Genomic DNA, 13,216 nt, shown 5'->3' on the forward strand with positions numbered 1-13,216 from the left:
TAATCAAAGAGGTTTTGAAAAGTCAAGTATTTCAAACTCTAGGCCTTCTGTTAGTAGGGGTGAAAAGGGTTCAGGATAAATATCTTTGCATTTTAGAAAAGTAAAAATTGCTTTCTTTCCGTAATCCTCAATTCCGAGGACTCTTGCTCCTCCGATTGTTATTAAGGGGAGGAGTTCTTTGATGCTTACCTTTCCACCGTAAGAGTAGTAGAGGGCCTTTATCTCTTCAACTACAGAGAGGGAAGTGTTTGTGCTTAGTCCGTCGGTTCCTACTGCCAACTTCTCATAGCCTAGGAGTTCCTTAAGAGGAGGTTTTCCAACTTTCAAGTGAGAATTGCTCCTGGGACATAGGACTATTCCTGCTCCCACCTCTGTTAGTTTTTTTAGCTCTCTCTCTTTAAGGTTTGTGCAGTGGACTGCAATTAAGTAGCTGTTTAGGGCACCTGCCCTTTCAAGGTAGTCGGTTAAACTTTCAAAGCAAGGAGAAGGGTACTTCTTCCTCCCTATCAATGGGTAAATTTCCTTTTCAAACCTGTTTTCCCTGCACGAAATTAGTTTTCTTTCCTCTTCTGTTTCTCCAAGGTGAATTTGAAAGGGTTTATCCCTTTTGATGCTCTCCTTTGCTATTGACTTTAAAGCTTCAAAGGAAACAGAGTAAGGAGAGTGAGCAGAAACGGGGAACTTGAAGTTCTCCGGTTTAAATTCCCTGCCTATAAACTCCATAAATGGAACTATTTTAAGGTCCGTATCAACTTCTGGTGAAACTCCAAAGGATGATATATCTCCTAAGTAGTAAACGCCTGCCTTCCTTGAAAGTTCTATTCCCTTTGCTACTGCCCTTTTAATCTCCTTTACTGAGAATGAGGCTCTCTTCCCTATTATGAAGATGAGCCACTGGAAGAAATCTTCAAAGCTTTCTGGGGAGAAGGTAATGTTTGAGAGCTCCAAATGGGTATGGGCGTTGACAAAGGGAGGGTATAGAATCCCTCTTAGGTTTATCTCTCTATTGAAGTTCCCCTTAGGTTTTCTCTTTAAAAACTCCTTTACTTCTCCCCTTTCAATTACTGCCCATCCACCTTTGATCGGTTTGAGGGACGGTGTAACTATCCAGTCTGCACCTAGTAGTATGCTCAACCCTCCTCCTTCACCGTAAACCCTTTAACGAAGGAAATTGCCTCTTCCTTTGTCCTTATCTTTCCAACTGCCTGAAGTTCCAGCATCTTCTCCTTTATCTTACCTATCCACTCGTTTGGTCTTTCAAAACCTTTAATTTCCATAATCTCCTCTCCTGATAGGAGAGGTTTAAGGTCTTTGAGCCTTTCTTTGTAAAATGAAACCAGGTAGAAAATGAAGTTAAGGTACTCGTTTACGTTTTCTTCCATTTTCTCAGATGTTGCCATAAAGTCTGCAACGCTGACCGATAAGGTATGGAATCCGTAACCTCTGCAGTCTTTAAAGAATCTGTATATAGCCCTGTCCGTTAACTTCTTCTTCCTAAAGAGGTCAAACAGGAAGAAAGGTCTTAGGTGATTCCTAATTACATAGTAGGCTATCTTTCCCCACTCCTTTCCGAAACCGAGCCTGATTAGAGCGTCCCTTCCTATGGGAGCTCCAACCTTATCGTGACCGTAGAAAGTTAGCCTTCCGTTCCTTTCCTTTGCAGTTAGAGGTTTCCCTACGTCGTGGTACAGGGCAACCAGCTTTAAGGCCTCTTTGTCCCTTAAAACTTCCTTGGAGAACTCCTTTAGGTAAGTTGGAGCTTCAGGTAGTGCAAAGTTTTCCATAAACTCAACTGTTCTAAGGGTATGCTCAAGCAGGTTAAACTGGTGTAATCCTCCAGGGGGAATTCTCTCAATTCCTTTAAGCTCTTTAAAAACTGGAAAGAAGGCTTTAAGCTGAACCATCTCCCTTAGGGCGGGAGCAAACTTATCTGCTTTTAGGAGTTTGAGGAGCTCCTCCTTTACTCTCTCTTCCGGTATTTCCTCTAGCTTAGGAGAAAATTGAGGTGCAAGCTCTAAGAACTCCTCTGAGTACTCAAAGTCAAGGATGTTCTTAAACCTGATTCCCCTTAGAACCCTTAAGGGGTCATCTTCAAGGGAAGTTTTACTTACAGGCCTTACTACTCCTCTTATTAGGTCTTCGTAACCTCCCGTTGGGTCTATTAGAACCACATCATCGTTAAAGGGCAAGATTAACTCTGTTAGGTTAACTGCTAGGGCGTTTATAGTGAAGTCCCTTTTCTTTAGATCCTCTTCAATTGTCTTTCCTTCCATCGTTGAAAAGTCAAACCTACTGTTTCCGAAGACGAAAGAGAAAACTTCTTTAGTCTTCTTTATCCTAAATCCCTTCCTCTTGAATACTTCCTCAAGGCACTTTAGCTCTTTTTCCTCTACTTTCTTAACCACAAAGTCAACGTCTATGTAATCCTTCTTCACCCTTAAGAGCCTATCCCTGATGAACCCTCCTACTAGGTAAACTTCGTTCTCAAAACACTGGGCTACCCTTTCAACTCTTGGGTGGTAGAAGGTAAGCTTGTGAACCCTCTTTTCCATAATATTCTCCCTAAGAACGGAAATTGGAGGAGACCTTGGAACCTATTATAAAGGCTGAAAACCTTGTTAAGGTTTATAAAACTGAAAGCGAGGAGGTTTTTGCCCTTAAAGGAGTTAACCTCTCTCTTGAAGAGGGAGAGTTTTCCCTTTTGATGGGGGCTTCAGGTTCAGGTAAATCAACCCTTCTGCACCTACTGGGAGGGCTTGATAAACCTACTTCTGGAAGAGTCCTCTATAGGGGAAAGGATATTTCGTCATTTAGTTCAAAGGAGCTTGCCCTCTTTAGGAACAGGAAAATCGGTTTTGTCTTTCAGTTTCACTACCTAATAAACGAGCTTACTTTAATTGAGAACGTTATGGCTCCAGCTTTAATAGGGGGAGTTCCTTTTAGTGAGTCGAGGAAGAGGGCTGAAGAGCTGTTGAAAAGGGTAGGACTGGGGCATAGATTATCTCACAAACCGTTTGAAGTTTCAGGAGGAGAGAAGCAACGGGCTGCAGTTGCACGGGCTTTAGTTAACTTCCCTGAAGTTGTCCTTGCAGATGAACCTACCGGAAACCTTGATTCCCAGAATACCCACTCGGTTATCTCCCTCATGAAGGAACTCAACCAGGAGCTGGGGACCACTTTCTTGATAGCCACCCACAACAGGGAGTTGGAAACTTACGCTCAGCGCATATACTTTATTAGGGATGGTGTAATAGAAAGCACTTAAACCAAATTAGAGGTGTTTGTATGTTTGAAAGGTTTACAAGTAAAGCAAGACAAATAGTTATTAAGGCAAAAGAACAAGCTGTAAGCTTAAGGTGTGAGAAGCTCGGAACCGAGCACATTTTACTTGCCCTTTTGAGAGAGGATGAAATTACAAACCAGATACTTGCTAAGTATAACATTTCCAAGACCAGAATTCAGGACATAATTGTCAATCAGGTTCAGCCTGTTCCCTACGAGGTTGACATAAACACAATTACTTTCTCAACTGAGGCCAGAAGGGTTCTAGAGCATGCTGTTGAAGAGTCAAAAATTCTCGGCCACGCTTACGTTGGACCGGAGCACCTCTTTATAGCTCTTGCTAAGGAAAAGCTTGGTCTTGCCGGAAGGATTTTAAGGAGCTACGGACTTGACCACTACACTCTAAGGCGTGAAGTTTCAAACCTACTTAAGGGAATTAGCAAGGAGAGAAAAAGTACAAAACGTTCTTCAACGCCTAACCTTGATAAGTTTGGAAGGGATTTAACCGCCCTTGCTAGAGAGGGTAAACTGGACCCTGTAATTGGCCGTGAAAAGGAGATTGAGAGGGTTACCCATATCCTAGCAAGGAGGAGGAAGAACAACCCTGTTCTCATTGGAGAACCAGGCGTAGGTAAAACTGCAATAGTTGAAGGGCTTGCAATAAGAATCGCCAACGGTGAAGTCCCTGAAAAGCTGAAGAATAAGAGAATCGTTTCCCTTGATATGGCCTCCCTCATAGCCGGTACCAAGTATAGGGGTCAGTTTGAGGAGAGGTTAAAGGCCATAGTTAAAGAGCTTGAAAGTAGTGATGACGTGATTCTCTTCATTGATGAGATTCACACTCTTGTTGGTGCGGGAGCTGCTGAAGGTAGTATGGACGCTTCAAACATCCTTAAGCCTTCCCTTTCAAGGGGAGAAATTCAGGTTATAGGGGCTACCACTATAGATGAGTACAGGAAGTACATTGAGAAGGACGGTGCCTTAGAGAGGAGGTTCCAGCCTGTAATGGTTGAAGAGCCTTCAGTTGAGGACACGATTGAAATTCTAAAAGGGCTTAAGAAGAAATTTGAAGAGTTTCATAACGTTAAGATTACCGATGGTGCTATTGAAAGGGCAGTTAAGCTCTCTGTTCGTTACATAAACGATAGGAAGCTTCCCGATAAGGCAATAGACATAATTGACGAAGCCGGAGCTAAAGCCCAACTCCAGGCTACAAAGAAGGACGATAGGGTTAAGGAGCTTGAGAAGAGAATTGAAGAAGTTAGGGCTATGAAGGAAGAGGCCCTTGCTATGGCTGAGTATGAAAGGGCCCACGAGTACAAGCAGACTGAACTCCGCCTCATGACGGAGCTTGAGGAGGTTAAGAGAGAACTCTCCATGAAGGCAAAGGAAGAGAAGATAGTTATAGATGAGGAGAAGGTTGAAGAGATTGTTGCCCTCTGGACCGGAATTCCTGTTCAACAGCTCCACGAGAAAGAAGCTGAAAAGTTAAAGAAACTTGAACAGGAGCTCCACAAGAGAGTCGTCGGTCAGGAGGAGGCAGTTGAGGCTGTTTCTAGGGCAATTAAGCGTTCTAGACTTGGAATTAGAGCTGGAGCTAACAGGCCTATAGGTTCATTTCTCTTCCTTGGGCCGACCGGCGTTGGTAAAACCGAGCTTGCTAAGGCACTTGCAGAGTACCTCTTTGGAGATGAGAGAGCGCTGATTAGAATAGACATGTCTGAGTACATGGAGAAACATACAGTTTCGAGACTAATCGGAGCTCCTCCAGGATACGTAGGCTACGAGGAAGGAGGACAGCTAACAGAAGCAGTTAGGAGGAAACCTTACTCAGTTATCCTCCTTGACGAGATTGAAAAGGCCCACCCGGACGTTTTAAACATCCTCCTGCAGATAATGGAGGACGGAAGGTTAACAGACGGACTTGGTAGGACCGTTTCCTTCACAAATACAATCCTCATTATGACGAGCAACCTTGGTGCTAAACACCTCATCTCTAGCCAGAAAGGGCTTGGATTTGAGGTTGATGACGGTAAAGAGGAGGAGCGTTCTTTTGAGAGGATGAAATCCTTCGTAATGGAAGAAGTTAAAAGGTTCTTTAAGCCGGAGTTTATAAACAGGCTTGATGGGATAATTGTCTTCCATCCTCTTACGAGGGAAGACGTTAAGGAGATCGTACGTAAGCAGGTTGATAGGTTAAACGAAGAGCTCAAGGAGAGAGGGCTCAAAGTTTACGTTACAAACAGGTTCGTTGAGTACGTTGTTGATAAGGAGTTTAGGAAAGAGTACGGAGCAAGGACTATTAGGAGAGCTCTCCAGAGCTTGATTGAAGACAGACTAACAGACGAAATCCTTATGGGAAGATTTACAGAAGGAGGAGAAGTTGTCTTTGACATTACTCCTAAGGGAAGGGTTTCTGTTAGAGAGAAGAAGAAGAGGAAAAGGAAGGAGAAAGAGACAACCGGAGTGTAGATGCGAAGGTTCAAGATAGATAAAGTTAGAAATGGCGAGGCCTACCTGAGAGGGCAGGAGGCCCGCCATGCCCTTAAGGTTTTAAGGTTAAAGAAAGGTGATGAGATAATTGTCTTTGATGGAGAGGGTAAGGAGTATTTGGCAGTAATCTCTGCAGCCTCTCCTACCTCCGTTAAACTGAAAATCCTTGAGGAGACAAACGTAAACAGGGATAGCCCTTTAGACTCAACCCTCTACATGGGTATAACAAACAAAGTGCAGAAACTTGAGCTTGCGATTCAGAAAACGACTGAACTTGGAGTTAAGAGAATTGTTCCGGTAATTTGCCGCCGCTCCTCAACTGCTCAGCTTATAAAGAACTGGGAAGGGAAGTTGAGGAGGTGGAGGGAAATTGCCGTTAACGCTTCAAAGCAGTGTGGTAGAACAGTTATACCTGAGATATCAGAGCCGGTGAAGATTGAGGAGATTGAGGATAGTTCGGATCTCTCCTTTGTCCTATGGGAGAAAGGCGGAAAGTCCTTTAAAGACTACCAGAGTTACTCTGCTTCTTCGGTTTCTTTCCTTGTCGGTCCCGAAGGAGGGCTTGAGAAGGAAGAGATAGAGCTCTTAAAAGAAAGGGGGTTTAAACCTATTTATCTAGGTAAGAGAATTTTGAGGGCAGAGACTGCTGCAATTGCCGGAATGACCTTAATTCAGTACATATGGGGAGACCTTGGATAGTATGGAGGTTTTATTAGAAAGAGTTATAAACGGAAGAGTGTTAAAGGCGGTTCACGGGGATATTACCGAAGAAGGAACAGAGGCAATAGTTAACGCCGCTAACTCCCTCTTAAAACACGGTGGTGGTGTTGCTGGAGCAATTGTTAAGAAAGGGGGGAAGGTTATACAGGAAGAGAGCGATAGGATAGTTAGTGAGAGGGGTCCAGTTCCAGTTGGCGGCGCAGTCTATACGACGGCGGGGAACTTAAAGGCAAAGTACGTAATCCACGCAGTAGGTCCAATCTGGGGCGAAGGGGATGAGGAAAGGAAGTTAAGGAGTGCAGTTCGCTCTGCTCTGAAACTTGCCGACGAGCTCGGTCTAAACTCTATTGCCCTCCCTGCAATCAGCACCGGAATCTTCGGCTATCCGAAAAGGGAGGGAGTAAGAGTAATAGTTGATGAAGTTATCAGATACTTAGAGGAAAACCCTAGCACCTCACTGAAGAAAATCCACTTTACTGCAATAGATGGGGAAACTGCAGAGTTTTTTAAGGAAGAGATAAAGAGTCTAACCTAGTTAATTTTTTTCATTTATTAGAGTTTTCCTTTAAGTATTCTAACACCCGTTTATAACCAGGCGGGAGCTCCACCTCAAACTCCATCCTCTTTCCCGTTCTTGGGTGGTCAAAGGCGAGGTAGTAGGCGCACAGAGCGTGCATTCCCATCTCATCAATCAGTTCCCTCAGTTTCTCATCTTCTATTCTGCTCGGCTTATAGCCGTAGGTTCTATCACCGAGTAGCGGGTGGCCCAAGTTTGACATGTGGACCCTTATCTGGTGAGTCCTTCCAGTTTCCAATTTACACTTTATTTCTGAAACGTTATGCTTTGGGAACTTCTCAATAACCCAGTAGTTTGTTATGGCCTCCTTAGGGCTTGTAGTGTTTGGGGAGAACTTCTTCCTGTCAAACTTATCCCTTCCTATTGGAAGAACTATTCTGTCGTAGTCTTTCTTCGGGATTCCGTAGATTAGAGCTCTGTAAAACCTACCAACTGTTCTGTTCTTAAACTGTTCAATCAAAGACTGCTGGGCAAGGTCGTTCTTTGCAACTACTAAAAGGCCTGCAGTATCCTTGTCTATTCTGTGGACTATTCCGGGCCTCAGTGCCCCTCCAATTCCTTCCAAGTCCTTACAGTGGTAGAGGAGGGCATTAACCAAAGTTCCGGAGTAGTGGCCAGGTGCCGGGTGAACTACCATTCCTGCAGGTTTATTTATGACAATAACGTCCCTATCTTCGTAAACTACGTCTAAGGGAATGTTCTCCGGCTTAACCTCTATAGGCTCAGGTTCAGGGATTTCAAACTCTACAACCTGTCCTTCCTTTACTTTCTGGGATGGTTTTTTAACTACCTTTCCGTCAACTTTAACAAGTCCCTCTTCAATTATCCCCTTTGCCTGAGAGCGGGAGAGCTCACTTACCTCGCTTATGAACTGGTCAAGCCTCTTCTTTGAGTGTTCCTTTTCAACGACTACTTTTTCCATTCTACTCCCTTTAAGCTCTCCTTTAGCCTTGCAAGGAGCATTAAGGCTTCAAGGGGAGTTGTTGTTGAGACTTCAATTTTCTCAATCTCACTTATAACCCTTTCAACTTCCGGGGGAAGGACTTCAACCTTTTCTACCCTATACTCAACCTTTGGCTCGGCCGCTGAAAAGAGGGGAAGTTCACTATCGTTCCTCTTACCCTCAAGCTCAGCCAGAATCTCCCTTGCCCTTTCAATTACCTCTTTAGGAAGTCCTGCGATCTCTGCAACGTGAACTCCGTAAGATTTTTCAGATGCTCCTGGAAGTATCCTGTGGGTAAATACTACGTGGCCGTCAACTTCCTGAACTTCAGCGTGGTAGTTCTTAACTCCCTTCACCTTACCTTCAAGCTCCGTTAATTCGTGGTAGTGGGTAGCAAAGAGAGTCTTTGCTCCGATTCTACTGCTTATGTACTCAACGACTGCCCTTGCTATGCTCATCCCGTCATAGGTGCTCGTTCCCCTTCCAATTTCATCAAGGATTATTAAACTCTTTAGAGTTGCGTTCTTTAGTATGTTTGCAGTCTCTACCATTTCCATCATGAAGGTTGAAAGGCCTCTGCTCAGGTTATCTGCTGCACCGACCCTTGAGAAAATCCTGTCTGCAACGGAAATTTTTGCTTTCTTTGCAGGAATAAATGAGCCAATCTGCGCCATGAGGGTTAGTAGGGCTGTCTGGCGGAGGTAAACAGACTTACCTCCCATGTTTGGGCCGGTAATTATCAAAATGAAATCTTTGGGATTTAGCTCTGTATCGTTTGGAATAAACTCTTCGTCCAGTATCTTCTCTAGGACCGGGTGCTTACCCTCCTCTATTACTGTTTCGTATCCATCGTGAACTTGAGGCTTTACGTAATCCCTTTCAACGGCAACTTTTGCAAGGGACTGAAGGACATCAAGGAGAGCTATCTTCTCAGCGGTCCTTGAAATTCTCGTAGCGTGGTTTGAGATAAAGTTCCTCAGCTGGCAGAAGAGCTGGTACTCAATCTTATCAATTCTTTCCTTTGCAGAAAGGACTTTCTCCTCAAACTCTTTAAGTTCCGGAGTTATAAACCTTTCTGCGTTTACAAGGGTCTGCTTCCTTATGTAGTCCTTAGGAACGAGGTGAAGGTTTGGCTTTGAAACCTCTATATAGTAGCCAAAGACGTTGTTATACCCCACTTTAAGGCTTGATATTCCCGTCCTCTTCCTCTCCCTTTCCTCTATCTCTTTTATTATCTTTTCTGCTTCGTTCTTTACCTTTCTGAGCTGGTCAAGTTCGGGGTGAATTCCTTCCTTTATAAGTCCTCCCTCTTTAGGGGAAAAGGGCGGATTTTCAACGAGCACCCTTTCAATTTCACAGTAAACGTCTTCAAGGGTATCAAGCTCCTTTGATAGTTGGGCCAAGAGGGGGGAAGAGAAGTTCTTTAAAAGTTCTTTGATCTTTGGAAGGTTCCTAAGTGAGTTCCTTAAGGAGGCTATCTCCTTGGGGTTTGCCATTCCTGAAGTTATTTTCGTTAATAGCCTCTCAATATCGTATACTTTTGATAGGGTTTCCCTTATCTCGTCTGCTATTAAGAAGCTCTCCTTTAGCTCTTCAACTGCAGATAACCTCTTCTCTATTTCACCCACCTTCTTTAGTGGGTGGAGGAGCCAAAATTTGAGCAACCTCCTACCCATTCCTGTTTTCGTTCTATTTAAAACGTTAAAGAGGGTTGCCCCTGCTAACTTCTCGTTTATTGGCTCTAAGAGTTCCAAGTTCCTCTGGGTTTGAGGATCAACGTAGGCGTAGTCCCAACCTCTGTATTCCTTTGGTTCTTTCAGTTTTGGAACGAACTCCTTTTGTGTCTCCTTTACAAACTCCCTTAGGGCCTCAAGGGCTCCCTCCTTAAAGAGCTCCTCCCTCTTTTCTATTACGGCTTCAGGTATCAGAGTTTTTATTTTCCTCTCGTTTAAGTTTTCAGGTATTAGGATTTCTTTTGGTTTAAACTTGGAAATTAGGCTTTTAACCTCTTCCCAGCTTGCCGTTGTGTAGAAGAGGTCTCCCGAAGAGATTTCAGCCCAGGCTACCTCAAACTCCTTTCCCTTCTGGGCTATGGCCATTAAGAATCTATCTTCACTTTCATCTTCAAAGTAAGTTCCCGGGGTTATTACCCTTACAACTCCTCTCTCAACTACTTTCTTTCCCGGCTTTGGTTCTTCAAGCTGTTCGCATATTGCAACTTTGTACCCCTTCCTAACCAGCTTTGGAAGGTAACTCTCAAGGGCATGGTGGGGGATTCCGCACATTGGAGCTCTCTCCCCTCCCTTTCCAAAGGAGCGGGAGGTAAGGGCAATTTCAAGCTCCCTTGAGGCTATCTCTGCGTCTTCAAAGAACATTTCATAGAAGTCCCCCATTCTGAACATTAAGATTGCGTCCTTATACTTCTCTTTAAACTCAAGGTACTGTTTAAGGGCGGGGGTTATCTTCTTTGACAACCTCTCCTCCTAAATCAATTTCCTCAGCTACCAAGTACTCTTCACTTAGCCACTTGTGAAGGTCTGCAAGTTTACACTCTTCACTACAGAAAGGTCTAAAAGGGTTTCCTTCCCAAAGGGTTTCCCTTCCACAGTTGGGGCATTTAACTCTCTTTTCCATAGCCTCTCCCTGTTTCATTTCCCATAAAATTAGGAAATTTTTGTTTAAAAGGGGGACTATATTATAGAAGTGGGTAATTTGCAGCTCAGGAGGTAGAAGATGAAAGTTGCCGTTCCACTGGAAGGTAGCTCCGGTCTTGATTCTCCAGTATGTGAGCACTTTGGGAGAGCTCCCTACTTTGCTCTGATTACCGTTAAAGATGGAGAAGTTGAAGTTGATATATTTGAGAACCCTATAGTTGAGCACAGTGCAGGGGCAATACCCCAGATGCTTGCAGAACAGGGAGTAAATAGAGTTATAGCTACGAGGATAGGAGAAAAGGCGAGGGCTTTCTTTAACCAGCTTGGTATAGACGTAACAACTGGAGTTACAGGAACTCTCAGGGATGTTGTAGATATGTTAAAAGGAGAGTAAAAAAAACAGTAAGCGTTTTTAAGTTTTCCTGTTTTAGGCTTTGGTAGGGTCTTTTTAAATTTGTGTTTTGGTTTGCTAACTTAATTTTAATACCCTTATTCCTTAGGGGGCATGTATGATAATTAGCGTATCCGGCGGTAAAGGTGGAACGGGTAAGTCAACTGTATCTACCAGCTTGGCTATTTTGCTTAAGGAGTTTACCCTTGTTGACTTAGACGTTGAGGCTCCTAACGACCATATCCTTTTAAACGTAAACCTTTCAGAAGGTATTTCTGTAAAGCTCTTTAAGCCGAAGTTCAATCACGAATACTGTACAGGTTGCGGTAAGTGTGCGGAGGTCTGCAACGATAACGCAATAGTTCTGAATAGAGAGGGAAAGCCGATACTTTTAGATGACCTGTGTGCAGGGTGTACGGCATGTAAACTGATATGTCCTGAAAGAGGAGCTATAGAGGATGACTTCAAAGTTGTAGGGCATATATACGAGAACAAAACTCCTTACGGTTTTAAGCTGATAACCGGAGAGCTCTTAGAGGGTGAAGAGCGGACCTATAAAGTCCTCCTTGAAACTAAAAAGAGAGCTCTCAAGGAAGGGGGAAACCTAATCTTTGATACTGCAGCCGGTGCAGGTAACTCAATATTTAAGGCTTTAGAGGGTTCTGATATTGTCGTTGCCGTTACAGAGCCTACCCCCTTTGGAGCGAGGGATTTAGAGAAAATCCTCTATACAACTTCTTACCTTAAGTTGAAAACGGTGATTGTTATAAATAAAAGCGGTGTAGGTGATGAGGAAGAGATTCTCTCCCTTTCGAAGAAGTACGGGTGTCCTATAGTAGGGAGGATTCCTTACAGTGAGGAAATTATTAAGTGTTATTTCTCAAAAACGCCGATTGTGAATACAGACCTTCCTGAGGCGAAAGTTTTCTACGAGATTAAAGAGAGAATTCTGGAGGAAGTGAAATGCAGTTGACCGTTGCAAGTGGAAAGGGAGGTGTGGGTAAGTCCTCAATTACTGCATCTTTGGCCTATTTACTCTCTAAAGGTAGGAAGATCGTAGCCCTTGATGCAGATGCAGATACGCCTAACCTTGAAATACTCTTAAACGTAGAAAACTGGAAGGAGAAGAGGCCTTTTGAAGGGGAGAGGGTTGCTGTAATAGACCCTAAAAAGTGTACAGGCTGCGGTATCTGTGCCCTTCACTGCCCTTACGAGTGTATATACCCTGAATCTGGATATTACAGAGTTAATGAAATACTTTGTGAAGGCTGTAACGTCTGCTCCATAGTCTGCCCGCACGAAGACGTTATCTCCTTTAAACCCACAGTTCCCGGGTACGTGAAGTGGGGAATAACTTCTTACGGTTTTCCCCTTGTAACGGCTGAGCTACTTCCCGGTAGGCCAAACTCTGGAAAGTTGGTCTTTGAAGCAAAGAAGAGGGCAAAACAGTTTGAAAGGGATTTGCTCCTCATAGATGCAGCGGCTGGCATAGGCTGTTCTGTAATAGCAAGCCTTAACGGAAGCGATTACGTACTGGTTGTCGTTGAACCTACAGAAGTTTCCCTGTTTGACGCAGAAAGGCTGTTAAAGATAGTTAATCACTTTGGTTTAAAAGCTGTTGCAGTTATTAATAAGTTTGACGTTAATAGGGATTTTTCAGAGAGATTAGAGAGCCACTTTGAAGAGAAGGGTATAAAGGTAGTAGGGAAAATCCCTTACGATAGGTCTGTTGTTGAAGCCTTAATAAGGGGAAAACCGGTTGTTGAAGAATATCCCGGTTCTCCCTTTTCAAAGGCACTGGAAAGAGTAGTTCAGAGTTTAGAGGAGCTCCTTTAGGCTTTTAAGCCCTTCCCTTACCTCAACTGTTATTCCTGCCTGCTCCAGTGCAGATTTTGCGTTGGGACCTGCAGGCTTTTTGAGTATAACCTTAGCAACTCCAAGGTTTATTGCGAACTGAGAAGCTTTTACACCTGCTCCGCCTGTAGCTGATGCTCCAGGGTTCTCGTAGAACTCAACGTTGCCGTTTTCAATAACTGCAAAGTAGGGAGCTCTTCCAAACTCGTCTGAAACTTCGGCGTTTCTGTCCTTACTAGAAACTGGAACTAGTATTCTCATTTTCACCTCCTATTGACACCTCTGTGGATGAGTCCTATATT

The 13,216-nt window shown here is 43.8% G+C and carries 13 protein-coding genes; 7 read left to right on the forward strand and 6 right to left on the reverse strand.

The genetic code is table 11. From position 1 onward, the window contains the following. Nucleotides 1-3 precede the first annotated feature (3 nt). On the reverse strand, nt 4-1,134 hold the full coding sequence (locus C7457_RS01155; protein WP_121169607.1) for an amidohydrolase family protein: 1,131 nt from the start codon (nt 1,132-1,134) through the stop codon (nt 4-6). Further along, nucleotides 1,131-2,552, reverse strand: coding sequence for a tRNA nucleotidyltransferase/poly(A) polymerase-related protein (locus tag C7457_RS01160; protein WP_121169608.1), 1,422 nt, complete (start codon nt 2,550-2,552; stop codon nt 1,131-1,133). The genes C7457_RS01155 and C7457_RS01160 overlap by 4 nt, the downstream gene beginning before the upstream one ends. Nucleotides 2,553-2,587: 35 nt before the next feature. On the opposite strand from C7457_RS01160, the gene C7457_RS01165 reads away from it, so the two are divergent. The 4 genes from C7457_RS01165 to C7457_RS01180 are packed head-to-tail and all read left to right on the forward strand — an operon-like array spanning nt 2,588 to nt 7,030. After that, nucleotides 2,588-3,265 (forward strand): ABC transporter ATP-binding protein, encoded by a 678-nt coding sequence (locus C7457_RS01165; RefSeq protein ID WP_211321801.1) that lies wholly within the window; start codon nt 2,588-2,590, stop codon nt 3,263-3,265. Between the two features lie 20 nt (nt 3,266-3,285). Beyond that, nucleotides 3,286-5,754, forward strand: coding sequence for an ATP-dependent Clp protease ATP-binding subunit (locus tag C7457_RS01170; protein ID WP_121169610.1), 2,469 nt, complete (start codon nt 3,286-3,288; stop codon nt 5,752-5,754). After that, nucleotides 5,755-6,474: a 16S rRNA (uracil(1498)-N(3))-methyltransferase gene (locus C7457_RS01175; RefSeq protein ID WP_121169611.1), complete on the forward strand. Its 720-nt coding sequence runs from the start codon at nt 5,755-5,757 to the stop codon at nt 6,472-6,474. Between the two features lies 1 nt (nt 6,475). After that, on the forward strand, nt 6,476-7,030 hold the full coding sequence (locus C7457_RS01180; RefSeq protein WP_121170651.1) for a macro domain-containing protein: 555 nt from the start codon (nt 6,476-6,478) through the stop codon (nt 7,028-7,030). Between the two features lie 10 nt (nt 7,031-7,040). Here C7457_RS01180 and C7457_RS01185 read toward each other — a convergent pair whose 3' ends face one another. The 3 genes from C7457_RS01185 to C7457_RS01195 are packed head-to-tail and all read right to left on the reverse strand — an operon-like array spanning nt 7,041 to nt 10,649. Next, nucleotides 7,041-7,994 (reverse strand): RluA family pseudouridine synthase, encoded by a 954-nt coding sequence (locus C7457_RS01185; protein ID WP_121169612.1) that lies wholly within the window; start codon nt 7,992-7,994, stop codon nt 7,041-7,043. Next, nucleotides 7,982-10,489: a DNA mismatch repair protein MutS gene (gene mutS / locus C7457_RS01190; RefSeq protein WP_121169613.1), complete on the reverse strand. Its 2,508-nt coding sequence runs from the start codon at nt 10,487-10,489 to the stop codon at nt 7,982-7,984. Before mutS ends, C7457_RS01185 begins: the two co-directional genes overlap by 13 nt. Beyond that, nucleotides 10,461-10,649, reverse strand: a complete 189-nt coding sequence (locus C7457_RS01195; protein WP_121169614.1) for a DNA gyrase inhibitor YacG — start codon at nt 10,647-10,649, stop codon at nt 10,461-10,463. The genes mutS and C7457_RS01195 overlap by 29 nt, the downstream gene beginning before the upstream one ends. 99 nt (nt 10,650-10,748) lie before the next feature. On the opposite strand from C7457_RS01195, the gene C7457_RS01200 reads away from it, so the two are divergent. The 3 genes from C7457_RS01200 to C7457_RS01210 all read left to right on the forward strand — a co-directional run bounded on the left by C7457_RS01200 (nt 10,749) and on the right by C7457_RS01210 (nt 12,896). Continuing rightward, nucleotides 10,749-11,063, forward strand: a complete 315-nt coding sequence (locus C7457_RS01200) for a NifB/NifX family molybdenum-iron cluster-binding protein (protein ID WP_121169615.1) — start codon at nt 10,749-10,751, stop codon at nt 11,061-11,063. A gap of 115 nt (nt 11,064-11,178) precedes the next feature. After that, a complete protein-coding gene (locus tag C7457_RS01205) occupies nt 11,179-12,033 on the forward strand; it encodes a nucleotide-binding protein (protein ID WP_121169616.1) in 855 nt (284 codons plus the stop codon). Next, nucleotides 12,024-12,896: a nucleotide-binding protein gene (locus C7457_RS01210; protein ID WP_121169617.1), complete on the forward strand. Its 873-nt coding sequence runs from the start codon at nt 12,024-12,026 to the stop codon at nt 12,894-12,896. Before C7457_RS01205 ends, C7457_RS01210 begins: the two co-directional genes overlap by 10 nt. Here C7457_RS01210 and C7457_RS01215 read toward each other — a convergent pair. Next, nucleotides 12,879-13,175: a NifB/NifX family molybdenum-iron cluster-binding protein gene (locus tag C7457_RS01215; protein WP_121169618.1), complete on the reverse strand. Its 297-nt coding sequence runs from the start codon at nt 13,173-13,175 to the stop codon at nt 12,879-12,881. The two genes, C7457_RS01210 and C7457_RS01215, sit on opposite strands and share 18 nt — an antisense overlap. Nucleotides 13,176-13,216: the final 41 nt, after the last annotated feature.

This window comes from Thermovibrio guaymasensis (genome assembly GCF_003633715.1).
GTDB classification, from domain to species: Bacteria; Aquificota; Aquificia; order Desulfurobacteriales; family Desulfurobacteriaceae; genus Thermovibrio; species Thermovibrio guaymasensis.

Bases quoted from the DNA above. Each gene is read 5' to 3' on its own strand.
- C7457_RS01160 (WP_121169608.1), bottom strand. From the start codon at position 2,552: ATGGAAAAGAGGGTTCACAAGCTTACCTTCTACCACCCAAGAGTTGAA.
- C7457_RS01170 (WP_121169610.1), top strand. From the start codon at position 3,286: ATGTTTGAAAGGTTTACAAGTAAAGCAAGACAAATAGTTATTAAGGCA.
- C7457_RS01175 (WP_121169611.1), top strand. From the start codon at position 5,755: ATGCGAAGGTTCAAGATAGATAAAGTTAGAAATGGCGAGGCCTACCTG.
- C7457_RS01180 (WP_121170651.1), top strand. From the start codon at position 6,476: ATGGAGGTTTTATTAGAAAGAGTTATAAACGGAAGAGTGTTAAAGGCG.
- C7457_RS01185 (WP_121169612.1), bottom strand. From the start codon at position 7,994: ATGGAAAAAGTAGTCGTTGAAAAGGAACACTCAAAGAAGAGGCTTGAC.
- C7457_RS01195 (WP_121169614.1), bottom strand. From the start codon at position 10,649: ATGGAAAAGAGAGTTAAATGCCCCAACTGTGGAAGGGAAACCCTTTGG.
- C7457_RS01200 (WP_121169615.1), top strand. From the start codon at position 10,749: ATGAAAGTTGCCGTTCCACTGGAAGGTAGCTCCGGTCTTGATTCTCCA.
- C7457_RS01205 (WP_121169616.1), top strand. From the start codon at position 11,179: ATGATAATTAGCGTATCCGGCGGTAAAGGTGGAACGGGTAAGTCAACT.
- C7457_RS01210 (WP_121169617.1), top strand. From the start codon at position 12,024: ATGCAGTTGACCGTTGCAAGTGGAAAGGGAGGTGTGGGTAAGTCCTCA.
- C7457_RS01215 (WP_121169618.1), bottom strand. From the start codon at position 13,175: ATGAGAATACTAGTTCCAGTTTCTAGTAAGGACAGAAACGCCGAAGTT.